The 24,370-nt window shown below is 62.9% G+C and carries 22 protein-coding genes; 9 read left to right on the top strand and 13 right to left on the bottom strand.

Annotated features, from left to right (window positions below; translation table 11 throughout):
• Positions 1-25 precede the first annotated feature (25 nt).
• From ACR42D_RS14700 to ACR42D_RS14715, 4 genes are read right to left on the bottom strand one after another with little or no spacing between them, the layout of a single operon-like run.
• Positions 26-898: a CoB--CoM heterodisulfide reductase iron-sulfur subunit B family protein gene (locus ACR42D_RS14700; protein ID WP_484567542.1), complete on the bottom strand. Its 873-nt coding sequence runs from the start codon at positions 896-898 to the stop codon at positions 26-28.
• A complete protein-coding gene (locus ACR42D_RS14705) occupies positions 898-2,490 on the bottom strand; it encodes a 4Fe-4S dicluster domain-containing protein (protein ID WP_484567543.1) in 1,593 nt (530 codons plus the stop codon). The genes ACR42D_RS14700 and ACR42D_RS14705 overlap by 1 nt, the downstream gene beginning before the upstream one ends.
• Before the next feature lie 20 nt (positions 2,491-2,510).
• Positions 2,511-3,779, bottom strand: coding sequence for a glycerol-3-phosphate dehydrogenase subunit GlpB (gene glpB / locus ACR42D_RS14710; protein ID WP_484567544.1), 1,269 nt, complete (start codon positions 3,777-3,779; stop codon positions 2,511-2,513).
• On the bottom strand, positions 3,776-5,359 hold the full coding sequence (locus ACR42D_RS14715; RefSeq protein WP_484567545.1) for an FAD-dependent oxidoreductase: 1,584 nt from the start codon (positions 5,357-5,359) through the stop codon (positions 3,776-3,778). The genes glpB and ACR42D_RS14715 overlap by 4 nt, the downstream gene beginning before the upstream one ends.
• 213 nt (positions 5,360-5,572) lie before the next feature.
• On the opposite strand from ACR42D_RS14715, the gene ACR42D_RS14720 reads away from it, so the two are divergent.
• From ACR42D_RS14720 to ACR42D_RS14755, 8 genes are all read left to right on the top strand, one after another.
• Complete coding sequence (locus ACR42D_RS14720; RefSeq protein WP_484567546.1) at positions 5,573-6,394, top strand: DeoR family transcriptional regulator; 822 nt, start codon at positions 5,573-5,575, stop codon at positions 6,392-6,394.
• Positions 6,395-6,532: 138 nt separating this feature from the next.
• Positions 6,533-7,612 carry an ABC transporter ATP-binding protein gene (locus tag ACR42D_RS14725; RefSeq protein WP_484567547.1) on the top strand — a complete coding sequence of 360 codons (1,080 nt, stop codon included), beginning with the start codon at positions 6,533-6,535 and terminating at the stop codon, positions 7,610-7,612.
• Between the two features lie 9 nt (positions 7,613-7,621).
• Positions 7,622-8,719, top strand: coding sequence for an ABC transporter ATP-binding protein (locus ACR42D_RS14730; RefSeq protein WP_484567548.1), 1,098 nt, complete (start codon positions 7,622-7,624; stop codon positions 8,717-8,719).
• A complete protein-coding gene (locus ACR42D_RS14735) occupies positions 8,712-9,584 on the top strand; it encodes a carbohydrate ABC transporter permease (protein WP_484567549.1) in 873 nt (290 codons plus the stop codon). Before ACR42D_RS14730 ends, ACR42D_RS14735 begins: the two co-directional genes overlap by 8 nt.
• A complete protein-coding gene (locus ACR42D_RS14740; RefSeq protein ID WP_484567550.1) occupies positions 9,581-10,384 on the top strand; it encodes a carbohydrate ABC transporter permease in 804 nt (267 codons plus the stop codon). The genes ACR42D_RS14735 and ACR42D_RS14740 overlap by 4 nt, the downstream gene beginning before the upstream one ends.
• A 12-nt stretch (positions 10,385-10,396) precedes the next feature.
• Entirely contained in the window at positions 10,397-10,675 is a 279-nt protein-coding gene (locus ACR42D_RS14745; protein WP_484567551.1) for a DUF2160 domain-containing protein, read from the top strand.
• 96 nt (positions 10,676-10,771) lie between these two features.
• A complete protein-coding gene (locus ACR42D_RS14750) occupies positions 10,772-12,499 on the top strand; it encodes an ABC transporter substrate-binding protein (protein WP_484567552.1) in 1,728 nt (575 codons plus the stop codon).
• 288 nt (positions 12,500-12,787) lie between these two features.
• Positions 12,788-13,333 (top strand): AAA family ATPase, encoded by a 546-nt coding sequence (locus ACR42D_RS14755; protein ID WP_484567553.1) that lies wholly within the window; start codon positions 12,788-12,790, stop codon positions 13,331-13,333.
• A gap of 101 nt (positions 13,334-13,434) precedes the next feature.
• On the opposite strand, the gene ACR42D_RS14760 is transcribed toward ACR42D_RS14755, so the two are convergent.
• The 6 genes from ACR42D_RS14760 to ACR42D_RS14785 form a co-directional block, all read right to left on the bottom strand.
• Entirely contained in the window at positions 13,435-14,439 is a 1,005-nt protein-coding gene (locus ACR42D_RS14760) for a substrate-binding domain-containing protein (RefSeq protein ID WP_484567555.1), read from the bottom strand.
• 6 nt (positions 14,440-14,445) lie between these two features.
• Entirely contained in the window at positions 14,446-15,372 is a 927-nt protein-coding gene (rbsK, locus tag ACR42D_RS14765; RefSeq protein WP_484567557.1) for a ribokinase, read from the bottom strand.
• 4 nt (positions 15,373-15,376) lie between these two features.
• Positions 15,377-16,357 carry an ABC transporter permease gene (locus ACR42D_RS14770; protein ID WP_484567558.1) on the bottom strand — a complete coding sequence of 327 codons (981 nt, stop codon included), beginning with the start codon at positions 16,355-16,357 and terminating at the stop codon, positions 15,377-15,379.
• Complete coding sequence (locus tag ACR42D_RS14775; RefSeq protein WP_484567559.1) at positions 16,357-17,907, bottom strand: sugar ABC transporter ATP-binding protein; 1,551 nt, start codon at positions 17,905-17,907, stop codon at positions 16,357-16,359. Before ACR42D_RS14775 ends, ACR42D_RS14770 begins: the two co-directional genes overlap by 1 nt.
• A 93-nt stretch (positions 17,908-18,000) precedes the next feature.
• Positions 18,001-18,942, bottom strand: coding sequence for a substrate-binding domain-containing protein (locus ACR42D_RS14780; protein ID WP_484567560.1), 942 nt, complete (start codon positions 18,940-18,942; stop codon positions 18,001-18,003).
• Positions 18,943-19,332: 390 nt separating this feature from the next.
• Complete coding sequence (locus tag ACR42D_RS14785) at positions 19,333-20,208, bottom strand: LysR family transcriptional regulator (protein WP_484567561.1); 876 nt, start codon at positions 20,206-20,208, stop codon at positions 19,333-19,335.
• Positions 20,209-20,369: 161 nt separating this feature from the next.
• Here ACR42D_RS14785 and ACR42D_RS14790 point away from each other — a divergent pair, with 161 nt between their 5' ends.
• A complete protein-coding gene (locus tag ACR42D_RS14790; protein WP_484567562.1) occupies positions 20,370-20,927 on the top strand; it encodes a LysE family translocator in 558 nt (185 codons plus the stop codon).
• 151 nt (positions 20,928-21,078) lie between these two features.
• Here the strand turns inward: ACR42D_RS14790 and ACR42D_RS14795 are convergent, their stop codons facing one another.
• From ACR42D_RS14795 to ACR42D_RS14805, 3 genes are all read right to left on the bottom strand, one after another.
• Entirely contained in the window at positions 21,079-21,315 is a 237-nt protein-coding gene (locus tag ACR42D_RS14795) for a hypothetical protein (RefSeq protein ID WP_484567563.1), read from the bottom strand.
• Positions 21,316-21,752: 437 nt separating this feature from the next.
• Positions 21,753-22,934, bottom strand: a complete 1,182-nt coding sequence (gene purT / locus ACR42D_RS14800; RefSeq protein WP_484567564.1) for a formate-dependent phosphoribosylglycinamide formyltransferase — start codon at positions 22,932-22,934, stop codon at positions 21,753-21,755.
• 412 nt (positions 22,935-23,346) lie between these two features.
• The gene (locus tag ACR42D_RS14805) at positions 23,347-24,138 is read right to left on the bottom strand and encodes a helix-turn-helix domain-containing protein (protein ID WP_484567565.1); all 792 of its coding nucleotides are present in this window, start codon (positions 24,136-24,138) and stop codon (positions 23,347-23,349) included.
• Positions 24,139-24,370: the final 232 nt, after the last annotated feature.

Genomic DNA, 24,370 nt, shown 5'->3' on the forward strand with positions numbered 1-24,370 from the left:
CAGGGTACGGGGAATCCCCCGCATATCACGAAACGTCTTTGGACAAAACCGATTTGGACCAGGGGATGCGGTTGCGGGAAAGCCCGAGCCGGGCCTCCTCGAACCCCAGGGCCGCGCCGACCAGCTGGCTGATGAGCACGGCAGGGACCATGGCCCGCCAGGGGCTCTTGAACGGGTGGCGATCCCGCTCCACGTCGAACTGCAGCTGGCAGTAGGTGCAGGCCGTGGCCAGGACGTGGGCCCCGGCATCGTCCGCGCTCTCCAGCTTGCGGCGCATGAGCGATTCGCTGATGACCTCGTCGCGCCCGCGCAGGGGATGGCCGCAGCACTCCAGGCGCAACGCCCAGTCCACGGTCTCGGCCCCCAGGGCGGTGACCACCCGCTCGAACACGGTGGGGGCCAGCGGGTCGTCGAACCCGGTGACCTTGCCCGGCCGCAGCGCGTGGCAACCGTAATGGCAGGCGACCTTGAGGCCGTACAGCGGCAGGGTCGCCCGCTCGGCCAGCAGGTCCGCGCCCACGTCGCGGTCCAGCACGGTCAGCAGGTGGCGGACCTCCATGCGGCTTGGCAGGGCCAACCCCTCGCGGGCCAGCAACCGCTCCACTTCACCCGCCAATACCGGGTTCTCATGAAGGCGCGAGGCCGCGTACTTGAGGTTGCCGAAACAGCATTTGCAAGGGGTCATGATCCCCAGCCCGGCCCGTTCGGCCAGGGCGAAGTTGCGCGCCGCCGAAAACACGGAGGCCAGCTCACTCTCGTTGCGCACCGGGTAGCCGCAGCAGTTGAATTCGATGTCCACCAGTTCCACGTCCAGGGACCGGCACACGGCCCGGACTGAATCCCCGTACTGGGGCAGGTGGTGGGGGATCTTGCATCCCGGAAAATAGGCGTAGCGCATCAGCCCTCCTCGCCCCCGGCCTGGCGCAGCCGCGCGGCAGCCGTGTTGCGCAGTTCATAGAGCACGTCGGCCACGCGGATGTCCTGCGGGCAATGCTCCTGGCACTTGTAACAGGTGGTGCAGCTCCAGACCATGCGCGCCCCGAGCGTCTCGTCCTTGAGCCCCATGCGCAGCAGGTTCATGACCTGTTGGGGGAGCAGGTCCAGGTCGCGCGACGGGTCGTCGCTGACCGCCACCACCGGGCAGACGCTGGTGCAGGTGGTGCACTGCACGCAGGCCCAGAACGATTCGCGGTTGTCGGCCAGCCCCTCGGGCTCGATGCGGCAGCAGATGGCGCTGCGCGCGGCCACGGTCATGGCCCGGACCGCCTGGTTCGGGTCCGGCACGGACGCGGCCGCGTCCGGCTTGGAGGCCAGCCATAGGTCCTGCAGGTTGATGCCCGCCGGGCAGATGTCGGTGCAGCGCAAACATTCGGTGCAGATGCGGCTGCCCTCGGCGAACCGCTCCAGCCCCAGGCCGGACAATCGACCGTCCCGAAACGCCCGGAGCGAGGCGAGCTTTTCCGAAGGCAGGATGTCCGGGTTGCCCAGCACGGTGAAGGACGGTGCCACGCTGCAGAGCAGGGAGCACTCGCCGCAGCGGGTGCAGGCGTCCATGCCCAGGCCTCGGGCCACGGCGCTGCCGGGCGAGCCCAGGTCGCGCCGCCCCTTGCGCACGGCCAGGTTGGCCGGGGTGGTCAACGGGTGCAGGAACTTGGCGTACGGCAGGGCCGCCAGCCCGACCAGACAGAAAAGGATGTGCACGTACCAGAAGACGCGGTCGGCCCGGCTGCGGTTCATGGCCGGGGCCAGGGGTGTCAGGGCCGAGGCCAGGGGCTTGGAGATGAAGGCCGAGGCCGTGTCGCTGTGGCAGGCCGTGCAGCTCTCGTCGTTGATCTCGAGCCCCTGCTCCACCCGGTCCGGCGTGACCAGCCGGTCGGACGGGAAGACCACGCCGAAGCGGTCGGCCCAGGCCGCCTGGAGCGCGGTGGTCTCGGGCCCGCCCGTATAGACGCCGTATTCGGCCACCATGGAGTCGAACATGGCCGGGGAGATGATCTTGGAGGCCTCGAGCAGGAACCCGGAGCCGACGATACCGCCGACCACGAGCAGCAGCGCCCAGTCCTGGAACCGGGAGAGCGCCCGTAGCCGCCGGTCGCGCCGGCGGCGGACGACCATCAAGGCTAGGCCGATGAGGACCAGGCCGCCCAGCAGGTCGCGCAGGAACTGCCAGGGATCGAGCGTCGGCTCGTAGCCGGAAAAGAGATTGGCCGTGACCAGGGAGCCCATGGCGTGGAACAGGAGCAGCCCCATGAACCCGAAGAAGACCAGGCAATGGGCCAGCCAGCGCAACGGGCCGGTACGGGCCGCGCGCTTGAGCAGCAGGACATCCAGGACAACGGCCTTGAGTATGGACAGGAGCGCCTTGGCCGCCCCCTCCTTCCGGAAGGGACGCGCCCCGTCCGGACAGGTCCGCCACCCGGCCAGCCTGCGGGCCAGGAAGGCGACGCAGACCACGGAGGCGACAATCAAACCAATGTCCAGGAAATCCATACAGTTGTCCTTATGCCAAATTAATCAGCTCCCTGCACCAGCCCCTGCACGGCGCGCCAGGCCGAGGTGATGGCCAGCCCGGCCCCGCACTTCATGCGCATCCAGTCCTGATGGGCCAGGATTGCCCCGGCCGCGAACAGCCGCTTGTGGGCGGGGCGCCCGTCCCTGCCCAGCGGCCGGAACAGGTCGTCCACTTCAAGGCCGGATGCGTTGGCCGCGTGCCCGTCGGTGTGGAAGAATTCCTTGTTGTGCCATTGCTCGCGCGTCTCGGGCTGGACCACGGGCAGGCCGAAGACCGCCTCGCGGATGGCGTGCCGGTCGGCGATCAGCCCCTTGCCGAAGAAGCGGCCCGTGGCCAGGATGGCGGCCTTGGCGCGGACTTCGGTCCTGCCGCCGCCCCTGCCGACCGTGAAGCGGAAGCCGTCCTCCACGGCCTCGGCCTCGGTCACCGTGGCCTGGGACAGGGTGCGCACGCCGAGTGCAGGCAGCCCCCGGTCAAAGGCCCCGCGCAGCCTCGGCCCCGCGATGGACGGCGGGATGGTCGGGATTTCGAAGACCTGCCTGCCGGTCAGCTCCTCCAGGTGGTCGACGACCCGGCCCGGATCGACCAGCCCGAGCACGGCCGGAAAACCCAGGTATTCGGCGTCCCCCAGGTGCGGGGCCACGGCCTCGGCCAGCTTCTCCCGGTACTTGGGATCGGCCAGGGCCCAGGCCATGTGCTCGGGGTAAAGTTCGCCGCTGCCTCTCGGGAAGGTCACGCGCGCGGCGCGCAGGCCGGACCAGGTTTCCTTGCGCATCTCGACCAGCTGGTTGCCGCTGAATCCCTTGAGCCCGTGGAAATCCACGATGAGCGTGGGGGCCGCGCTCTCCAGGGCGAGGACGCCCTTCCAGGCGGTACGCGGCACGCGCCAGGTGCGCTTGACCGTGCCCACGGGCGTCAGGGCCCGGCAGTTGTGGTCCGCGTGGCCGGTGTAATCGAGCCCCTGGACGGCCAGAAAATCCGTGAACCCGTCGATGGCCCTTTCCATGTCGGGCCGGACCATGCGGGCATAAGGGTGCTTGGGGCAGTCCCTGGACACGGCCTCGACCGCTGCCCACGGATCATCCCAGCGGATGCCCTCGGCCACCGGATGCACGCCCATGAGGTCGATGAAGCCGGTGCTGAAATCGATGCCGCCGGTGACCCCGGACTGGGCCACGGACAGCCCTGCCCTGGCCGCGAACAGGGCAGCGGCCATGCCCGCGAACCCCGCGCCGATGACCATGACGTCATGGGTGTTCCCGCTCACAGGTCACCTCCGTCGTCGCGCGCGTCCGCTTCCAGCTCCAGGTCCAACGCCCCGCAGTACAGGGCCTCCTGCAAGTCGGCCTGGACCAGGGGCAGCCCCCACAGGACCGGCCTCAGACCGCGCCAGCGCCTGCGGGTGAAGGCATGCATCTCGTGCACGCCGCGCAGGCCGGAGACATAGCCCTCGTCGTACAGGTGGCCGGTGACGCGCAGGCCGCAGAACCCGCCCTGGCACGGCCCCTTGCCCACGCGGCTGCGCAGCCCGATGCTGTTCAGCAGCGACGAGCCGTACTGGCCGTCCATGCCGTCGATGATCTGGTTGACCGCCTTGCGCGAGACCATTTCGCACTCGCACAGGATGATGTCGTCCTTGTCGCGCTCGCCGATCCACCGTTTGGGTCCCAGGCCGGGCTCGGTCCACTCGCCCCTGGTCGAGGCGGGCAGCGGCTCGGTGCGGGTGGTGCACGCCGCGTCCACGCCGAGCTTGGCGCAGACGAGGTCCGCCGTGCGCTCGGCCATGAGCCGGTAGGTGGTCAGCTTGCCGCCGGTGATGGTCACGAAATTCTCCACATTGTCCTTTTCGTGGTCGATGAGCGAGAAATTGCGGCTCACGCTGCGCGCGTCCCCGGCCCCGGCCACCAGGACCAGGGGTCGTACCCCGGCATAGGCCCGGATGTAGCGGGCGGTCTCCAGCACCGGGATCATGGCCCGCGCGTCGTCGATGATGGCGTCGGCCTCGGCCACGGTCGGGCGGCAGAGGTCGGGCGAATCGATGGTCACCGAGGTGGTCCCGAGGACCGAGACCGTGCCTCCGGGCACCAGGATGTCCGAGTCCGCGGCCTTGCGCAGCCGGTTGACCACGCGCGTGGTCAGCCGGTCCTGAGTGACCAGCAGGCTGCCCGAGGAATAGAGGATGTCGATGTGCGCCCCGGCCAGGGCGGCGACCATGCCGGCCCAGGCGCCCGTGGCGTTGACCACGATGTCGGCCTGCACCGCGAACCGCTCGCCCGAGGTCTGGTCCAGGAAGATGGAGCGGCCGATGCGCCCGTTGTCGCGCTCGAATGCCACCAGCTTGGCGTTGCGCAGGTAGCGCACGCCCCGGTCCACGGCCTGGGCCAGGTTGTCCAGCGAGAGCATGAACGGGTCCACGGACGCGTCCTCGGTGGCGTAGGCCGCGATCAATTTATCGGACAAAGCGGGTTCCAGATGGCGGGCCTCATCGAGGTCCAGGGGATGGGTGGGCACGGTGCTGGCCGCGCACATGGACTCGAAATTCGCGATATAGTTCTCATCGTCGCCCTGAACGGCCACGAACAGGCCCCCCGTGTCCTCGATGCACTGCGGGGCCAGCCGCTTGAGCAGCTCGCCCTCCTCGCGGCACTCGATGGCCGCGGCCGCGTCCGAGGCCACGTAGCGCGCCCCGCTGTGCAGCAGGCCGTGGTTGCCGCCCGAGGCCCCCGCGTTGATGTCGCGGCGCTCGGCCAGCAGGCAGTCTACGCCCCGCAGGGCCAGATCACGGGCCAGGCCGGTTCCGGTCGCCCCGCCGCCGAGTATGAGCACCCGGGTCTCCATGGTCTTCATCTTCCTATCAGCCCCTTTTCCCCAATCGCGCAGTGTGGATTTTCATTTTCTCTTGTAGCAAAAAAACGAACATGATATGAACAAAAATCATCTTTCCAAATCAAAATTACGGGTGATCTTATCCCAAAAACGGGAATTGGTCACTATCAATTTTCACTTTCCAACACAATAGCGGACTCTTTTCCGTTCACAATCGAACAAAGCGAACACCAAATGAAACAAAAAGTGAGCACGGAGATATCCGGGGAGACAGGGGAAAAAAGCGGACGACACGTCTCGGTCCGCAGCAGGCGGGCCAAAATAGTCACCCTGGTGCGCGAGCAGGGGTTCATGGCCATCGGCACCCTGGCCGAGACCTTCGACGTCACCCCCCAGACCATCCGCCGGGACATCAACGCCCTGACCGACCAGGGGCTGCTCCAGCGCCACCACGGCGGGGCCGGGCCCATGCTGAGCACCGAGAACGTCGACTACACCAACCGCAAGATACTGTGCCTGCGGGAGAAACAGATCATCGCCCAGCTGGTGGCCCAGCACATCCCGTCCCGCTCCTCGCTGTTCATCAACATGGGCACCACCAACGAGGAGGTGGCCAAGGCCCTGACCCGGCACGACCGCTTGCGGGTCATCACCAACAACCTCAACGTGGCGAAAACATTGAGTTCCAACGAGGGGCTGGAGGTCATCGTGGCCGGCGGCGTGGTCCGCCACAAGGACGGCGGCATCGTCGGCGAATCGACCATCGAGTTCATCCGCCAGTTCAAGGTGGACTACGGGATCATCGGCATCAGCGGCGTGGACCTCGACGGCACCCTGCTCGACTTCGACTACCGGGAGGTCACCGCGGCCCGCTCGATCATGGACAACTCGCGCAAGGTCTTCCTGGTCACGGACCACAGCAAGTTCGGGCGCAACGCCATGGTCAGGCTGGGCAACATCAAGGAGGTGGACGCCATGTTCACCGACGAAACGCCGCCCGCCGAACTGGTGGAGGTCATGAAGCTGAACGGGGTGGAGCTGCACGTGGCCAAATAACGATCCATCCATCCCTATTAATAGGCCGGGAGGTGCGATTATCCTGATTTTCGCTTGCGAACATTTTGTGAGGATGTTATGCTATAATGTGACTAATCAGTACAGTTTTGACCGCAATCGATCACCCGGAGACCTAACATGGGGCTTAAACTCAACGGTATCGGCAAGACGGTTGGAAGAGAGATTCATCTCAAGGGGATAGATCTCGATTTCGAATCCGGCTCCCGCTATGTGGTGCTCGGCCGCACCCTGGCGGGCAAGACCTCGCTCTTGCGCATCATGGCCGGGCTGGACCGACCGACCACCGGCACGGTGGTCGCCAACGGCGTGGACGTGACCGGCGTGTCCGTGCGCAAGCGCAGCGTGGCCATGGTCTACCAGCAATTCATCAACTACCCCTCCCAGACAATCTACGACAACATCGCCTCCCCGCTGGCCATCCACGGCCTGCCCAAGGAGGAGATCCGCACGCGGGTCATGCAGGCGGCCTCCATGCTGCACATCGACAACATGCTCGACCGGCTGCCCGCCGAGCTGTCCGGCGGCCAGCAGCAGCGTACGGCCATCGCCCGTGCCCTGGTCAAGGACGTGGACCTGCTGCTGCTGGACGAGCCCCTGGTCAACCTCGACTACAAGCTGCGCGAGGAGCTGCGCGACGAGTTGCGCAAGATTTTCCGGGCCCGCGACTCGGTGGTCGTCTACACCACCACCGAACCCACCGAGGCCCTCATGCTCGGCGGCAACGTCATCGTCATGCACGAGGGCGAGGTCCTCCAGGTGGGGCCCACGGCGGACGTCTTCCTGCACCCGGCCAACACACGGGTGGCCGAGGTCTTCAGCGACCCGCCCATCAACTTCATCAGCGGCTCGGTGGACGACGGCAAGGTCAACATCGGCCACGCCCTGTCCCTACCCGTTCCCCACACCATGTCCGATTTGACGCCCGGGGAATACACCTTCGGCATCCGCGCCAGCCAGCTCAACCTCAAGTGCGAGGCCGAGGAGTGCGCGCGCATCCGGGGGAGGATCGGGCTGGCCGAGATCAACGGCTCCGAGACCTTTGTCCACTTCAACTACGGCGACGAGTCCCTGGTGGTCCAGGAGAACGGCGTCCACGCCTTCGAGGTGGGCAACGAGGTGTCGGTCTATGTCCGGCCCGAGGCCTTCTACGTCTTCAACGCCAAGGGCGATCTCGTTATCGCGCCGGCCAACCAGTGACAGGTTCCCATGGCACGAATCGAACTGAACGAAATCAAGCACAGCTACCTGCCCAACCCTTCAGGCGAGCAGGACTTCGCGCTCAAGCGCATCCATACGGTCTGGGAGGACGGCGGGGCCTACGCCCTGCTCGGCCCCTCGGGCTGCGGCAAGACCACCATGCTGAACATCATCTCCGGCCTGCTCAAACCGTCCCACGGGTCCATCCTGTATGACGGCACCGACGTCTCGGCCATGCAGCCGGAACAGCGCAACATCGCCCAGGTCTTCCAGTTCCCGGTGCTCTACGACACCATGACCGTGTACGACAACCTGGCCTTCCCCCTGCGCAACCGGGGCGTGGACAAGCAGAGCATCCGCGAGCGCGTCCTGGAGATCGCCGAGGCCCTGGACCTGACACAGGACCTGAACAAGCGGGCCGCCAACCTGTCGGCCGACGCCAAGCAGAAGATATCCCTGGGCCGCGGACTGGTGCGCAGCGACGTGGCCGCCATCCTGTTCGACGAGCCCCTGACCGTCATCGACCCGCACCTGAAATGGGACCTGCGGCGCAAACTCAAGGAGATCCACTCCAAGTTCAACCTGACCATGATCTACGTGACCCACGACCAGGTGGAGGCCATGACCTTCGCCGACCAGATCGTGGTCATGTACGAGGGCGAGATCGTCCAGATGGGCACGCCCCAGGAGCTGTTCGAGAACCCCGAGCACACCTTCGTCGGCTACTTCATCGGCAGCCCGGGCATGAACTTCCTCGAATGCGCCCTGGACGGGCACATCGCCCGGGTCGGGAGCATCGACGTCCCGCTGCTGCCGTCGCTGGCCAACATGTGCACCGGCCAGAACCTCAAGATCGGCATCCGGCCCATGTACGTGGGGCTGCACGACGGCCCGGTGGAACACGGCATCGAGGGCACGGTCATCGGCATCGAGGACCAGGGATTCTGCAAGATCGTCACCGCGACCTTCAACGGCAGCGAGATCAAGGCCCGGGTCAACGAGAACGGCAGGGTGCCGGAAGGGAAGTGCTGGATCTCGCTGCCGCCGGAAAAGATCAAACTCTACTGTGACGAGCGGCTGGTCCGACAGGGGGGCTCCCATGAATAAATGGCATGACAACAAGGCGTGGTTCCTTGTCCTCCCGGTCTTCGCGATCGTGGCCTTCTCGGCCATCATCCCGCTGATGACCGTGGTCAACTACTCGGTCCAGGACATCTTCGGGCCTGGCCAGCGCTTCTTCGTGGGCGTGGAGTGGTTCCGGGACGTGCTCCTGGACGAGCGGCTGCACGACGCCCTGTTCAAGCAGCTGGCCTTCTCCTTCATGGTCCTGCTGACCGAAATACCGCTGGGCATCGTCATCGCCCTGATGATGCCCAAGAAGGGCTGGACCTCGTCGGCCTGCCTGGTCATCCTGGCCCTGCCCCTGCTCATCCCCTGGAACGTCATCGGGACCATCTGGATCATCTTCACCCGGCCCGACATCGGCCTGTTCGGGGCCATCGTCAACAACGCGGGCATCGCGTTCGACCACACGGCCTCGCCGGTGGACGCCTGGATCACCCTGATGCTCATGGAGATATGGCACTGGACCCCGCTGGTCGCCCTGCTGGCCTACGCGGGTCTGCGAGCCATCCCCGAGGCGTACTACCAGGCGGCCAAGATCGACGGGGCGTCGAGCTGGGCGGTCTTCCGCTACATCCAGCTGCCCAAGATGCGCGGGGTGCTGACCATAGCCCTGCTGCTGCGCTTCATGGACAGCTTCCTGATCTACGCCGAACCGTTCGTCCTGACCGGCGGCGGGCCCGGCAACACGACCACGTTCCTGTCCATCTACCTGGTCAAGATCGCCGTGGGCCAGTTCGACCTCGGTCCGGCTGCGGCCTTTTCGCTCATCTACTTCCTCATCATCCTGCTTTTCTGCTGGCTGTTCTACCAGGCCCTGCAGGCGGTGGGCACGGGAGACAAGGCATGAAACTGAAAAAACGACACATCGGGCTGATCGCCTACCTGATCCTGCTCTTCCTGCCCATCTACTGGATGTTGAACATGTCCTTCCGGACCAACGCGGACATCATGCGGTCGTTCTCGATCATCCCGACCCATCCCACGCTGGTCAACTACATGAAGATATTCACGGACCCGTCCTGGTATTCCGGGTACATCAACTCGATCATCTACGTGACCATCAACACCGTGATCTCGCTGACCACAGCCCTGCCCGCGGCCTACGCGTTCTCGCGCTACCAGTTCATCGGCGACAAGCACGTCTTCTTCTGGCTGCTGACCAACCGCATGGCCCCGCCCGCGGTCTTCCTGCTGCCCTTCTTCCAGCTCTACTCCACCTTCAACCTGATCGACACGCACATCGCGGTGGCCCTTTCCCACTGCCTGTTCAACGTGCCCCTGGCCGTCTGGATCCTGGAAGGGTTCATGTCCGGCGTGCCCAGGGAGATCGACGAGACCGCCTTCATCGACGGCTACTCCTTCCCGCGCTTCTTCATCCGGGTGTTCATCCCGCTGATCCGCGCGGGCATCGGCGTGACCGCGTTCTTCTGCTTCATGTTCAGCTGGGTCGAGCTGCTGCTGGCCCGCACCCTGACGACCACCGCGGCCAAGCCCATCGCCGCGACCATGACCAGGACCGTCAGCGCCACCGGGCTTGACTGGGGGCTGCTCGCAGCGGCGGGCATCCTGACCATCGTGCCCGGCGCGCTGGTCATCTGGTTCGTCCGCAACCATCTGGCCAAGGGCTTCGCCCTGGGCAGGGTCTAGGAGGAGGCAATCATGAATCTCGAATGGATGGCATGGACTCCGGTAACCGCCGGGTTCTTCCTGACCATTGCGGTCATCCTCGTCGGCATGACCATATGGGAGATCGTCTCCCCCTGCGTGGCGCGGCGCGGCTTCCTGCCGCTGACCACCACGCGCGGCGACCGCCTGTTCATCGGGCTATTGGGCAGCGCGTACATTCACCTGTCCTGGATCGGACTGACCGCTTCACCCGTCTGGATCGCTACGGCTATATCCGTTTGTTTCCTCGTCATCGTCATGCGGTGGGGATAGCTAGGCCGCGTGTCAAACGCGAACGGGAAACAGGAGGAACGGAAATATTGGGTATTACGGCAGAGGTCTTTTCTTAATCAGCATACGGAGGTACGTATGAAGTTGCGGCGTTTATTGATCACGGGAATGCTGACCCTGGCATTCCTCAGCCTCGCCACCGCCGGTATGGCGGACATGAAGGCAGCGGAGAAATGGGTGGACAGCGAGTTCCAGCCTTCGACGCTGAGCAAGGCTGAGCAGATGAAGGAAATGGAGTGGTTCATCAAGGCGGCCGCTCCCTACAAAGGCATGGAGATCAAGGTCGTCTCCGAGACCATCCCCACCCACGAGTACGAATCCAAGGTGCTCGCCAAGGCTTTCTACGAGATCACCGGCATCAAGGTCACCCACGACCTGATCCAGGAAGGTGACGTCATCGAGAAACTCCAGGTCCAGTTCCAGTCGGGCGAAAACGTCTTCGACGGGTACATCAACGACTCGGACCTCATCGGGACCCACTTCCGCTCCGGCAAGGTCGTCAACCTGACCGACTGGATGGCGGGCGAAGGCAAGGACGTGACCCTGCCCACCCTGGACGTCGACGACTTCATGGGCAAGTCCTTCACCACCGGCCCGGACGGCAAGCTCTACCAGCTGCCCGACCAGCAGTTCGCCAACCTCTACTGGTTCCGCTACGACTGGTTCAAGAAGCCCGAACTGCGCAAGGCCTTCAAGGCCAAGTACGGCTACGAACTGGGCGTGCCGGTCAACTGGTCCGCCTACGAGGACATCGCCGAATTCTTCACCAACGACGTGCGTGAGATCGACGGCGTGGCCATCTACGGCCACATGGACTACGGCAAGAAGGCCCCGGACCTCGGCTGGCGCTTCACCGACGCATGGCTGTCCATGGCCGGTGCCGGCGACAAGGGTCTGCCCAACGGCAAGCCCGTGGACGAATGGGGCATCCGCGTGGAAGACTGCCGCCCGGTGGGCTCCTCCGTGTCCCGCGGCGGCGCCACCAACGGCCCGGCCGCCAAGTACGCCCTGCGCAAGTACATGGACTGGCTGCGCCGCTACGCGCCTCCGGGCGCCCTGGGCATGGACTTCTACCAGTCCCTGCCGTACCTGGCCAAGGGCAACGTGGCCCAGCAGATCTTCTGGTACACCGCCTTCACCGCCGCCATGGTCGAAAAGGGCACCCCTGTGGTCAACGCCGACGGCACGCCCAAGTGGCGCATGGCTCCGTCCCCGCACGGCCCCTACTGGGAAAAGGGCCAGAAGCTCGGCTATCAGGACTGCGGTTCCTGGACCCTGCTGAAGTCCACCCCGGTGGACCGCCGCAAGGCCGCCTGGCTGTTCGCCCAGTTCTGCGTCTCCAAGACCGTGTCCCTGAAGAAGGCCCACGTCGGCCTGACCCCCATCCGGGATTCCGACATCCGCGACGAGTCCTTCACCAAGCGCGCTCCCATGCTCGGCGGCCTGGTGGAATTCTACCGCTCCCCGGCCCGCGTGGCCTGGACCCCCACCGGCACCAACGTCCCCGACTACCCCAAGCTGGCCCAGCTCTGGTGGCAGAACATCGGTGAGGCCGTCGCCGGCGAGGTCACCGTGGACACCGCCATGGACAACCTGGCGGCCGAGCAGGACAAGATCATGATGCGCCTGGAGCGCGCCAACGTGCTCAGCATCTGCGGTCCCAAGCTCAACGAGCCCAAGGACGAGTCCTACTGGCTCAACCAGCCCGGCGCTCCCAAGGCCAAGCTGGCCAACGAGAAGCCCCAGGGTGAGACCGTGGACTACGACGAGCTGATCAAGGCCTGGAAGCAAGGCAAGGCCATGTAACCCGGCCCACAAGCCAAAAAACAAGGGGCGTCCCGACGGGGCGCCCCTTTTTCCTGCTCATGATTCACGGCCGACCGGCCTTTTCCCTTGTGTTCCATCCCATCCTGAGCAATCATTTCACCGTTCCCACCCCATAACGCTTCCCTCTCCCCTATTCTTCCCGAAAGAGTTTCTCCGCGTCGTGCCCGCGACCAATCCTCGCGGCGTCTTGACGCAGGGCCGCCCCGCTCCGCTGTCGCGGCCCCGGCCATATGTAGTTTAACACCCAACACAGGAGTCCATCCAACGATGCGCAGCAAATACATCGTCTTCACGGGCGGCCCCGGCTCGGGAAAGAGCACGGTCATCGAAGCACTGCAACGGCTCGGCCATGCCTGCTCCGAGGAAACGGGGCGGAGAATCATCCAGGAGGAACTCGAACGTTCGGGCAACGCCCTGCCCTGGCGGGACAAGACAGCCTTCCGGGACCGGATGCTGGACGCGGAACTGCGTGCCCACGCGCATCACCAGAGCCACGCGGCCCCTGTCTTCTTCGACCGGGGAATCATCGACACCTACGGCTATTCGCTGCTCGAAGGCCTGACCATCTCTGGCGAGCTGTTGGCGGCCTGCGCCTCGCACCGCTATGCCAGCCCGGTGTTCATCTTCCCGCCCTGGAAGGCGATCTTCACCAATGACGCCGAGCGCAGGCAGGACTTTGCCGAGGCGCAGAGAACGCACGAGGCCATGCGCCGGGCCTACGACAGATTCGGGTATGCGCTGACAACGGTCCCATGCGCTCCGGTCGACGAGAGGGTCCGCTTCGTTCTGCGCGAACTACACCTGGGACTTTAATACCAAAAGAAGGAGGAACTCCGGTTCAGCCAATCCCGATCCGGCTGTTCACAACCGCCATCCATTGCCCGGGCCTGAGCCAATGCGCGGTACTTTCCAGGCTATTTCACTTTGCGTACGGAATCGCGCTCCACGAGCCGGGGCTCGATCCGGATGACCCGGCCCTTGTCCCGCTTGGAGCCCACACGCTCAATGAGGGTGTCCACGGCCATGGCCGCGATCTCGCTGGTGGATTGGTGAATGGTCGTGAGGGGCGGGGTCATGTAGCGGGCGATGTAGATGTCGTCGTAGCCGACGAGGGACAGGTCTTCGGGGACGCGCAGTCCCGTGCGGGCGGCCTCGTTGATGACGCCCAGCGCCATCATGTCGTTGCACACGAAAAGGGCGGTCGGCCGGGCCGGCAGTTTCATCAGCCGCTGCAGGGCGCGGATGCCGCCGCCGCAGTCGTAGTCGCCCTCGACGATCCATTCCTCGCGCACCGGCAACCCGGCTTCGGCCATGGCCGTGCGCATCCCCTGGAGCCGCTCGATGGCCGAACGGCGGCCCAACGGGCCGGTCACGCAGCCGATTTCCGTGTGCCCCATTTCAATGAGATGCCGGACGGCCATGTACCCGCCGTCCGGGGAGTTGTCGTAGATCCGGTCGACGTTGTTCGACTCCGGCCCCCAGTCGAAGACAACGGTCGGGGTGGCCCGCTCGGTTTCCAGCAGGCGGAGGATGTCGTCGTTCGCCTCGCTGCACAGAAGCAGCAGCCCGTCCACGCGCTTTTCCTCAAGCGCGTCGAGGTTGGCTTCCATGCGCTTCACGTCGCCTTCGGTATTGCACAGAAAAAGAGTGTAACCGCGTTCGTAGCACCGCCTTTCAACGGCGTGGACCACTTCGGCGAAAAACGGGTTCCTGCTGGCCGTGACCAGCATGCCCAGCGTGTTGGTCGTCTGGACCTTCAGGCTGCGGGCGATGGACGAAGGACGGTAATTCAGCTCACGAACGGCGGCGTTGACCCGCTGGCGGGTGTCCTCGCGGACAAAGCGGGTCTTGTTCAGGACATGGGAGACCGTCGATGTCGACACCTGGGCGAGTTTGGCAACATCCTTGATGGTCGACATGATCGGTTATCCGTTGTCCTTGATGAATCTGTCCACTTCCCCACGGTAGGGAATGGAGGTTTGCGCCCCGAGCCGGGTTACGGAGATGGCTGCGGCACCGTGGGCGAAACGGACGGCTCCGGCCATATCCAACCCCTGCTGCAGGGCCGCCACGAGCGCCCCGTTGAAGGTATCACCGGCGGCGGTGGTGTCAACCGGCGTGACGCTGTACCCCTCGATCCGCCGGGAAATCCCGTCGGCGCTCAAAAAAGCCCCATTCTTGCCGAGGGTGATGATGACGGTCTCCACCCCCTTGCCGTGCAGAATGGCCGCGGCCCGTCTCGCATCGTCTTCGGTGACGACCTTGACGCCCGTGAGCAGCTCCGCCTCGGTCTCGTTGGGGGTTATCACGCTCACGTCGGCCAGGAGCGAATCGGGCAGCGGCCGGGCCGGGGCCGGATTGAGCACCACGGCCGCACCGGCCTCCCGCGCCTTGCGGGCGGCCAGCTCGATGGTCTCCAGCGGGCTCTCGAGCTGCATTAAGAGGGTGTCGGCCTGTTGCAGCAAGGCAAGTTGCCGCTCCAGCACTTCCGGGGTCAGGCAGCCGTTGGCTTCGGACGAGACCACGATGGAGTTCTCCCCGCTGGCCGCGACCTGGATGAGCGCAATGCCCGTGGGCATGCCGTCCACAACCGTGACCGCCGTGGTGTCGATGCCGTCGTCGCAAAACCGCTTGAGGATGCGCGCGCCGAAGTCGTCGTCGCCCACGCAGGCGATGAACCCGACCTCCGCGCCGAGCCGGGCCGCGGCCACGGCCTGGTTGGCCCCCTTCCCGCCCGGCAGGACCTGATAGCCGTGGCCCATGACGGTTTCGCCGGGACGGGGAAAATCATCCAGCCGGACGATGTGGTCGGCGTTGACGCTGCCCAGGACTATCAATTGTTTAGCGCTCATGACGTTACTCGGACACCTGAATCTTGGTCAGGAGCCGGTTGCGGTAGGTGTCGATGATGACCGCGGCCACGATGATCAGGCCGGTGACGATCTGGCGGGCGAAATCGCCCATGCCGAGCAGCAGGAGCCCGTTGTTCAGCACGCCGATGATGCAGGCCCCCAGGAAGGTGCCCACCAGGGAGCCCTTGCCGCCCATCATGCTGGTGCCGCCGATGACGACCGCCGCGATGGCGTTGAGCTCGAAACCGACGCCGAGGATCGGGCTGGCCATGGACAGGCGCAGCATATACATGATGCCGGCCACGCCGACGCACCCGCCGCAGATGACGAAGGCCGCGATCTTGTAGAGGATGGTCCGGTGCCCGGAAAGGCGGACGGCCTCCTCGTTGTTGCCGATGGCATAGATCATCCGCCCGAACACGGACCGGTTCAGGACAATGGTCCCTATGATGACCAGCGTCAGGGCCATGATGAAGATGACGGGCAGGCCGAACACGTTCTGCGCGCCCAGGTCGGTAAACACGTCCGGAAAACCGAACAGGGTCCTGGAGTCGCTGATCTGGAGCGCCGCGCCCCGGGCTATGTTGAGCATGCCCAGCGTGACCACGAACGAGTGGATCTTCCAGCGCTCGCACACGAACCCGTTGAACAGGCCGCACAGCGCCCCGACCGCCAGGCTGACGACCACGGCGAGGAAGAAGGCCAGTCCGGGAGACAGGGCCTCATTGGTGAGTATCAGCCCGGCCACGATGGTGCAGAGCGCCAGCACGGACCCGACCGAGAGGTCGATGCCGCCCAGCAGGATGACAAAGGTCATGCCCACCGCGATGACCGTGTTGATGCTGATCTGCGTGCAGATGTTCATCATGTTGATGGGCGAGGCGAAATTGGGCGCGACGAGCATGAAAATGACGATGAGCAACACCAGCGCCACGCCGATACCGGCCTCTCTGAGCAGCAGATATGCAAGTTTCCTGAAATTCATCAGACTCCCCGTTTGACTGATTCTGTTTCCGATGCCGCTGCCGCGTCATCCTGGATGTATTCTTCGTACGCCATGGTCAGAATCCGTTCCTGATCGAATTCGTCGCGCGGCAGTTCGCCGGTGATCTTCCCGTCGGAGAAGGTGATGATGCGGTGACAGATGCCGAGCATCTCCGGCAGGTCGGACGAGACGATGATGATCGCCTTGCCCGCTGCGGCCAGCTGCCAGAGCAGAAGATAGATCTCGTATTTGGCGCCCACGTCGATGCCGCGCGTGGGCTCGTCGAAGATGAGCACCTCGGCGTCCCGGAACAGCCATTTGGCCAGGACGACCTTCTGCTGGTTGCCGCCGGACAGGTTGCCCACCCACTGGTCGATGGACGGCGTCTTGATGCCGAGATCGGCCACCAGCCTCTCCGCCACTTCCCGCTCCGTGTCCCGCTGGATGAAGCCGTAGCGGGCCACGCCGGCCAGGTCCGTGAGCGTCGTGTTCACGGCGCAGGACATCTCGAGGATGAGCCCCTGGTCCTTGCGGTCCTCGGTCAGCAGACAGATACGGTTCTTGACCGCGTCGCGCGGCGTTTTGATGGACAGCCTCTTCCCGTGCAGCAATATCTCGCCGCCGTCCTTGGGGTCCGCCCCGAAGATGGCGCGGACCACGTCGGTCCGTCCGGAACCGACCAGCCCGGCCATGCCGAGCAGTTCGCCCCGCCCGACCTCGAAGGAGACCGCATGGGCGCTGCCCTTGCAGCGCAGGTTCCGCACGCTGAGCAGGGGCTCGCCCACGGTCACGTCGTCCCGGAAGGGATACTCCTCGTCCATGGACCGGCCGACCATGAGCTTGACGATCTCCGGGATGGAGATGTCGCTGGCGACATGCGTACCGGCGTTCTCGCCGTTGCGCAGGACGGTGATGCGGTCCCCGATCTCGAAGACCTCCTGCAGGTGGTGGGAGATGAAGATGATGGTCACGCCCTGGGCCTTGAGCTTGGCGACGATGCCGAAGAGCATCTCGATCTCCTTGCTGGAGAGCGTTGCCGTGGGCTCGTCCAGGATGAGCAGCCTGCTCTCGGACGAGATCGCCTTGGCGATCTCGATGAGCTGCATCTGGGCCACCCCGAGCAATTCGACCGGCGTCTTGGGAGAGATGTCCAGCCCGACGACGTCCAGCAATTCCCGGGTATTGCGATACAGCGTATGATAATCGACCAGCCCGTATCTGCGGGGCAGGTTGTCGAAAAACATGTTCTCCGCCACGGAGAGATAGGAGAGGAGATTGAACTCCTGATAGACCACCCGGATGCCCGCATTCATGGCGTCGTGCGGCGTCTGCGGCGCGTAGGGCCGCCCCTGGTAGAGCATCTCCCCCGCATCGGGGGCGTAGATGCCGCACAGGACCTTGATGAGGCTCGATTTGCCGGCCCCGTTCTCGCCCACCAGGACGTGCACCTCGCCCTTCCTGATGTCGAGATCGACGTCGTTCAAGGCGACGACGCCGGGGAACTGCTTGGTAATGCCTCGCAGTTCTATAATGTTTTCATTTGTATCCATCCGCGCTCCCAGCAAAGGCAAACCGAAAAAACATTGCAACCCATTCAAAAAGGCAGCGGGCGCAGGGGCCCGCTGCCGCTGTTCACGTCAGGCCTACAGGTCGGCCTTGGTCACGAGCTTGATGGGGGTCTTCTGCCAGCCGGTCAGCTTCTCGCCGCCGAGAATGCGGAACCCGACCTTGATGGCGTTGGCGGCCATCTCGGGGCCGAACTGGTCGACGGTGGCCAGGCACTTGCCCTGCTTGATCAGCTCCTGCACCGCGCCGATGTTGTCGAAGCCGACGATCTGGATCTTGCCGGTCATGCCCGCGGCGGCGATGGCCTTCTCCACGCCCAGCACCATGGAATCGTTGGCGCACATGACGCCCTGGACGTCCGGGTGCATGGTCAGCAGGTTGGTCATCAGGGTATTGGCTTCCTCGGTTTCCCAGTGGGCGGTACGGGAGGTCAACAGGTTCAGGTTGTACTTCTCCACGGAGCGCATGAAACCGGCCTTGCGCTGCTTGGCGTTGTCCGCGCCGGGGTTGCCTTCGATGATGATGACCTTGGCGCCCTTGCCGAGGGTCTCGGCCAGATAGTCGCCGACCATTTCCGCGCCTTCGGCGTTATCGGGGCCGACGAACAGGAAATCCTTGGGCAGACCGGCCTTGACCAGCGCTTCCTTGTTCAGGGTGACGTCGAAGTTGACGACGGTGATGCCCGCGTCAACGGCCTTCTTGACCGGGATGGTCATGCCGACGGAGTCGGCCGGGGCGACCACGATCATGTCCACCTTCTGGGCGATGAAGTTCTCCATGGCGCTGACCTGGGTGTCGATGTCGGTCTCGGAGTTCATGCCCACCGGAATCAGGGTGAAAGTGCCGTCTTCCTCGGCATACTTGCGGGCACCCTCTTCCATGGTTTTGAAAAATTCGTTGGCCAGGGACTTCATGACCAGACCGACGACCGGCTTCTCGGCGGAAGCGGGCGCGATGGCGACCGTGAAAAGGAACGCCAAGGACATCAGTGCAACAGTGATTTTTTTCGAAAGACTCATACCGGATACCTCCAAATAATTAATGAACCGCACTCATACAATCGTTTGCGCAATCGTTTGCGTAACCATTCCCACCCTACCTTCCGTGACATTTCTGTCAAGATAATTTTGATCAAACACGAACAGCTACTCCCGCCCCAAGAGGCCCAAGACCGGCGGGATAAATGAATATTCAAATGATGTCAGATGGATAATTTCGCGACGCGCAACAAGGCGTGGGGAGACGGGTCGGGGAGAAAGGCCGCGCCCACCTTTTTGTATGCAAACGCATACCCCAAAAGGGTCGGCTCAGGGCGTGCCCGATAGACAGCGGCAACAAGTTCAGCAGGTCGGGCTGCAGCGCCTTGCGGCCATACAGCGTCCCAAATGACGGTCAACCGGGCCGAGCCGCTAGGTCCAGACGTTCCTTATGAGATTCACCATCGCCGCGATCATGGGATCCTCCGCCCGACGCGCCAGCGAGAGCAGGTGGAGAGTGAGCGTCTGTTCCAGGTTCATGACGGGAAATATGCCGTAGGCATCGGCGAGGTCCTCCACCTTGAGCGCGGGCATGACGCCCAGGCCGACCCCGTCGGCCACCAGCCGCAGGATGGCCGACTCCTGGTCCACGACAACGGCCTTGACCGGCTCTTCCCCGATTTCGTGGAACAGGCCGGTGAGAACCCTGTTCACGGGGCAATGGTCGCTGGTCCAGACCCAAGGGAACGAGGCGAGTCCCTTGAGGTCCGAGCCGCCCACCCGGTCTCTCCAGGCCTCGGGGGCGACGATGGCAAGCTCGACCTCCCCCAGGCGTCGCGCGGCGATGCCGTCGGCATCGGGGAGAAGATAGGAAAAACACAGATCAATGTTTCTCGACGTCAGCTCGGCCGCCGCGTCCCAGCTCATGGTCTCTTTCACCACGAGGGAGATTCCGGGATAGTCCCTGGCGAGCGCGGCGTGGACGTCCTTGAGCCGCAACAGGCCGGGGTCGGTGTTGACCCCGAGGACGACCGATCCGTGGCCGCCGCCCCGGGCCTTTTCGGCCTCGATCCGGAAGTCCTCGACGTCCCGCAACACGGCGTTGGCCTTGTCCTTCAGCCGCCTGCCGTCCCCGCTCAATTCCATCCCCCGGGAGGTCCGCAGGAAAAGCCTGACCCCGAGCTCTTCCTCCAGGGCCTTGATCTGCGCGCTGACCGCAGGCTGGCTCATGTGCAGCCGACCTGCCGCCCGCGTCATGTTGCCCTCTTCGGCAACGGCGACAAAGGATATGAGTTGGTACAGCTCCACGACGGTCACTCCAGGCAATCCATGGCGTTTATCGGCGCAATCCAATCATGCAATTGGACCTGACACGGGTCACCGCCTAGATTGTTGGTACAAGAAAACAATTCAACAGCGAGGCAACAATGCTCTCTCTCATTGCCGCCATGTGCGTATTCTCTCTCACAATGTCCATTTCTCCCGGGCCGGTCAACATGACGATCATCGCCTCGGGAGCATCCCATGGATTCCGGAGGACGTTTCCGTTCGTCTCCGGCGCGACCATCGGGTTCATCCTGCTCCTGCTCTCCCTGGGACTCGGGCTCATGCAGTTCGTGACCGCATATCCCGCCCTGCTCAAGTATCTGTCCCTGGCCGGTTCGTCGTTCATCATCTATGTCGGCTACAAAATCGCCACCGCAGATCCCGAGCTCTCGGTCGAGGAAGTCTCCTGCCCCGACTTCAAGCAGGGCTTCCTCATGCAGTGGCTCAACCCCAAGGCCTGGCTGGCCTGCATCGCGGGCATCTCCATGTTCACGAGCCCGGACTCCCATGCCCCGCTTTTCCTCTTCTCCGGCCTCTATTTCATCATCTGCTATCTCTCACTCACCACCTGGGCCGTCATGGGAACCCGATTCGGCATGCTCCTCGACACCCGAAAGAAGATGCGACGCTTCAACATGGTCATGGGCTCGCTCCTGTGCCTGTGCGCACTATATCTTCTCCTGACATCCATTGGGGCCTAACCCTCAAGGGTGCAGGCGACTCATATCTTATCGCATATCCCACAAAAGACGGAGGGCAGACCACATATTCAGGCCCCTGCCAGGGAAGACCGATAGAGTATCCCCCGACAGACGGCATGGGTGCAGCGATGAGAAAGAATTATGATGGGTATCAGATGTACTGCCATACCTTGCCGATTGTTGTTTTCACAACGGCAACGGCGCAAAGGTCGGTGAAGGCTATTTCGACAAGCTCGGCCCGGAGATCCCCCGCCCCCTGGCTCTTGTTGTAGGCTTCCATTACGGCAATGGACTCACCGAGGGAGCGAGACTGCGGAGAGCTGCCGTCCTGCGTCCGGGGGTGGTAGCCCAAGAAAATCTTTTCAAGCTTTTCCTGTTCTCCGTTCATGTCCTTTCCTCGTTGGTTTGCGGGTGTCGCATGCTCGATCCCGGGGCCTATATCCGGTTGACCGGGGAGCTTTTCAAACGGCCTCCCGACTGTGGACCATAACACGAACTGAATGATTCCTTCCTATTCAGTCACCGCCCTAATACCGGGAGTCCGTGTCAAGGTAGAACAAATCTTCAACCACTGCAATCCCCCCGGTTTTCTTTGCTTATTTTTGCTTTTCCACAAAAGAGGCTTGGAAGCGAACTTCCAAGCCTCAAGCTTTCCGGTGGAGCTGAAGAGGATTGAACCCACGACCTCTTGAAGGCCATGCAAGCAGCGAGGGGGCGTTTGCTTTGTCCTATGCAACGAGCGAGTCTAATGAAAGGGAAAGGAGGCGAGCGCCAATCCCCCGCTCCACAGACTCTCACCAGCCATAGGATCGGTTCAAAGTGCTTCTAATACAAAACGGTTACGGCAGATGAAACTCTCTTTGCCTTCTCCACGGCACCCTCAACGTCGTCGGCAAGGGCCAAGGCAACGCCGAGACGCCGGACTCCGGCGCATTCGCCCTTCCCGAAGATCAAGACCTTGGTATCAGCCTCACGAAGCGCCGCATCAACGCCGCCAAAGGCGGGCTTGTCCGATGTGCCATTGGATAGAATCACACTCGAAGCGGCGGCCCCGTATTGGCGAATACCCGGAATCGGCAAGCCCAAAACGGCTCTCACATGCAGGGCGAATTCGCTCAGGTCCTGAGAGATGACGGTCACCAATCCTGTATCGTGAGGGCGGGGGGAAACTTCACTGAAGATAACGTCATCATCTTTGACAAAGAGTTCAACCCCGAAAAGGCCGCGCCCGCCCAAGGCATCGGAGATCTTGCGCGCATACTCCTGAGCTTTCGCAAGGGTCGCCTCACTCATGGGTTGCGGCTGCCAGGATTCGCGGTAATCCCCATTTTCCTGCCGGTGCCCAATCGGCTCGCAGAACGTCGTTCCATCAACGTGGCGCACGGTCAACAGGGTAATCTCATAGTCAAAAGGGACAAATTTTTCGATAATGACACGCCCTTCACCTGTACGGCCGCCAGACTGGGAATAATCCCAAGCCTTTTGGATATCAGCCTCACTCTTCACGGTGGACTGCCCTTTCCCGGAGGAACTCATGACGGGCTTGATCACACAGGGAATACCGAGTTCAGCCACTGCCGCCCGGTATTCTTCCTCCGTGTCGGCGAAGCGGTAGGGCGAAGTGGTCAGGCCAACCTCCTCGGCGGCCAGCCGCCGGATGCCTTCGCGATCCATCGTCAGCTTCGTCGCATTGGCGGTAGGGACGACATTGAATCCCTCTTTTTCAAGCTCGACCAAAGCAGACGTGGCGATAGCCTCGATCTCAGGCACGATATAGTCCGGCTTCTCGTCTGTGATAACCCGGCGAAGCGCGTCGCCATCCAACATGGACATGGTATAAGAGCGGTGCGCCACCTGCATGGCGGGGGTATCTTCATAGCGATCAACCACAACAACCTCAATGCCGAGACGCTGCGCTTCAATCACAACTTCCTTGCCAAGCTCGCCACCGCCAAGAAGCATCATCTTCTTTGCCGATGCGGTTTTTGCCGTCCCCAATATCGTCATATTGCATCCCTTTGAATTGATTAAGACCAAGCTCTACACAGGGGCCCTCTATGCCAAATTTCCCCCCAAATTGAAAGAATTTCCCTTTCCGATTTCAGGCTGAACACGACTCCCGTCGGGCCATGCGAGAAGAGATACAAGGACTATTCACCCAACAAAAGAAGAGGGCATCCAGATCACTGGACACCCTCTTGAAATTCATTGGTGGAGATGGAGGGGATTGAACCCATGACCTCTTGAAGGCCATCCTCGTTGGCGTTCTATTCTCAGCAAAGCATGTGGGCGAAAGACCATTGCATCGATGTCCATGCCCTCCGCCTGGCCGGCAGCCGAGTTCGATGAAGCGGACAGGTACGGAGGCCCGATCAGTTTGACGCAATTTTGAGGGCAATGAAGAGGGAACAATATCCCACTATCCGCATACCCCCAAGGCCTGGGCGGGGGTACACAGTGAAAATTCCCGAAATTCATTGATCAAATGCGCCTGGTCATAATACCCGCCGTCCTGCGCGAGGTTGGCATATGACAGCTCATCGTGCTTGCGCAGCAACCCGAAGCACCGTTGAAAACGCACAATACGGGAATAGAATTTCGGCGAGATGCCCACGGTTCGTGAGAACAGATTGCTGATATGGCGGACCGAGAAACCAGCCTCCTCGGCCAAGTCCGCGACCCTGATGTCGCCATGGGCCCTGTTGATCTTGTCGATCAGAGATAAGACCAGGGCGGAAACACCGGACCGCTCCCGGGATCGTTTTTCGTGGTATTTTTCAAACAACCGTATGCGCTCCCCAAACGATTCAGCCGTGCAGATGCACTCCACCAACTCCTCCGCGTTTCGATACACATCGCCAAGAGGAATGCGCTGGTCCGTGAATTGATTGAGGGGACACTGCAACAGCTCGTCCGCTGTCCCGGGGAAGAACCGAGCCCCGAAATACTGAAGCCCCGGCTCGAATTTCACCTGGGTCCCCTTCTTGACGGAACCGCACACCTGCGCCGCGGGCCGACTGCCTGAACACTGGATGACAATGTCCACGGTTCCGTCCGGGACGGCGACAATGCTCTTGTCGGTATCAGGAGCGACCACAAAGCTGTAGTACTGGGCCAAGCCCCTGTCACAAAGAGCCAATCGAGAAACGTACGCCTCCGTCGACAGTTCGAAAAAAGGCTGTTCCGGCATGTAGGCTTTCTCTACATTCACATTCCACCTCCTGGCTGAGCAACTTCTGCAACAACAACGCCAGGACCAAGCCCCCTGAATAGCCTTTCTCTCCCGCCACCGGGCAACCCCCCGAAAACACGTCAGTTAATTCAGCCTGGATTATGCGGGTCCTCGTCAAACGTTCACCACTTTTTTCTACACAAACGTTAAATACTGGCGTTAAAGTAGTCGATGATTGTAATACTTTGTATGGTTTTGTAAAAATTTTAAT

The sequence above is a fragment of the Pseudodesulfovibrio sp. lm2024 genome (genome assembly GCF_051175575.1).
GTDB classification, from domain to species: Bacteria; Desulfobacterota; Desulfovibrionia; order Desulfovibrionales; family Desulfovibrionaceae; genus Pseudodesulfovibrio; species Pseudodesulfovibrio caledoniensis.

What these genes read in the sequence shown, in the direction of transcription:
- ACR42D_RS14700 (WP_484567542.1), bottom strand. Translation starts at nt 898, where the DNA reads ATGCGCTACGCCTATTTTCCGGGATGCAAGATCCCCCACCACCTGCCC.
- ACR42D_RS14705 (WP_484567543.1), bottom strand. Translation starts at nt 2,490, where the DNA reads ATGGATTTCCTGGACATTGGTTTGATTGTCGCCTCCGTGGTCTGCGTC.
- ACR42D_RS14715 (WP_484567545.1), bottom strand. Translation starts at nt 5,359, where the DNA reads ATGAAGACCATGGAGACCCGGGTGCTCATACTCGGCGGCGGGGCGACC.
- ACR42D_RS14720 (WP_484567546.1), top strand. Translation starts at nt 5,573, where the DNA reads ATGAAACAAAAAGTGAGCACGGAGATATCCGGGGAGACAGGGGAAAAA.
- ACR42D_RS14725 (WP_484567547.1), top strand. Translation starts at nt 6,533, where the DNA reads ATGGGGCTTAAACTCAACGGTATCGGCAAGACGGTTGGAAGAGAGATT.
- ACR42D_RS14730 (WP_484567548.1), top strand. Translation starts at nt 7,622, where the DNA reads ATGGCACGAATCGAACTGAACGAAATCAAGCACAGCTACCTGCCCAAC.
- ACR42D_RS14735 (WP_484567549.1), top strand. Translation starts at nt 8,712, where the DNA reads ATGAATAAATGGCATGACAACAAGGCGTGGTTCCTTGTCCTCCCGGTC.
- ACR42D_RS14740 (WP_484567550.1), top strand. Translation starts at nt 9,581, where the DNA reads ATGAAACTGAAAAAACGACACATCGGGCTGATCGCCTACCTGATCCTG.
- ACR42D_RS14745 (WP_484567551.1), top strand. Translation starts at nt 10,397, where the DNA reads ATGAATCTCGAATGGATGGCATGGACTCCGGTAACCGCCGGGTTCTTC.
- ACR42D_RS14750 (WP_484567552.1), top strand. Translation starts at nt 10,772, where the DNA reads ATGAAGTTGCGGCGTTTATTGATCACGGGAATGCTGACCCTGGCATTC.
- ACR42D_RS14755 (WP_484567553.1), top strand. Translation starts at nt 12,788, where the DNA reads ATGCGCAGCAAATACATCGTCTTCACGGGCGGCCCCGGCTCGGGAAAG.
- ACR42D_RS14760 (WP_484567555.1), bottom strand. Translation starts at nt 14,439, where the DNA reads ATGTCGACCATCAAGGATGTTGCCAAACTCGCCCAGGTGTCGACATCG.
- rbsK (WP_484567557.1), bottom strand. Translation starts at nt 15,372, where the DNA reads ATGAGCGCTAAACAATTGATAGTCCTGGGCAGCGTCAACGCCGACCAC.
- ACR42D_RS14770 (WP_484567558.1), bottom strand. Translation starts at nt 16,357, where the DNA reads ATGAATTTCAGGAAACTTGCATATCTGCTGCTCAGAGAGGCCGGTATC.
- ACR42D_RS14775 (WP_484567559.1), bottom strand. Translation starts at nt 17,907, where the DNA reads ATGGATACAAATGAAAACATTATAGAACTGCGAGGCATTACCAAGCAG.
- ACR42D_RS14780 (WP_484567560.1), bottom strand. Translation starts at nt 18,942, where the DNA reads ATGAGTCTTTCGAAAAAAATCACTGTTGCACTGATGTCCTTGGCGTTC.
- ACR42D_RS14790 (WP_484567562.1), top strand. Translation starts at nt 20,370, where the DNA reads ATGTCCATTTCTCCCGGGCCGGTCAACATGACGATCATCGCCTCGGGA.
- ACR42D_RS14795 (WP_484567563.1), bottom strand. Translation starts at nt 21,315, where the DNA reads ATGAACGGAGAACAGGAAAAGCTTGAAAAGATTTTCTTGGGCTACCAC.
- purT (WP_484567564.1), bottom strand. Translation starts at nt 22,934, where the DNA reads ATGACGATATTGGGGACGGCAAAAACCGCATCGGCAAAGAAGATGATG.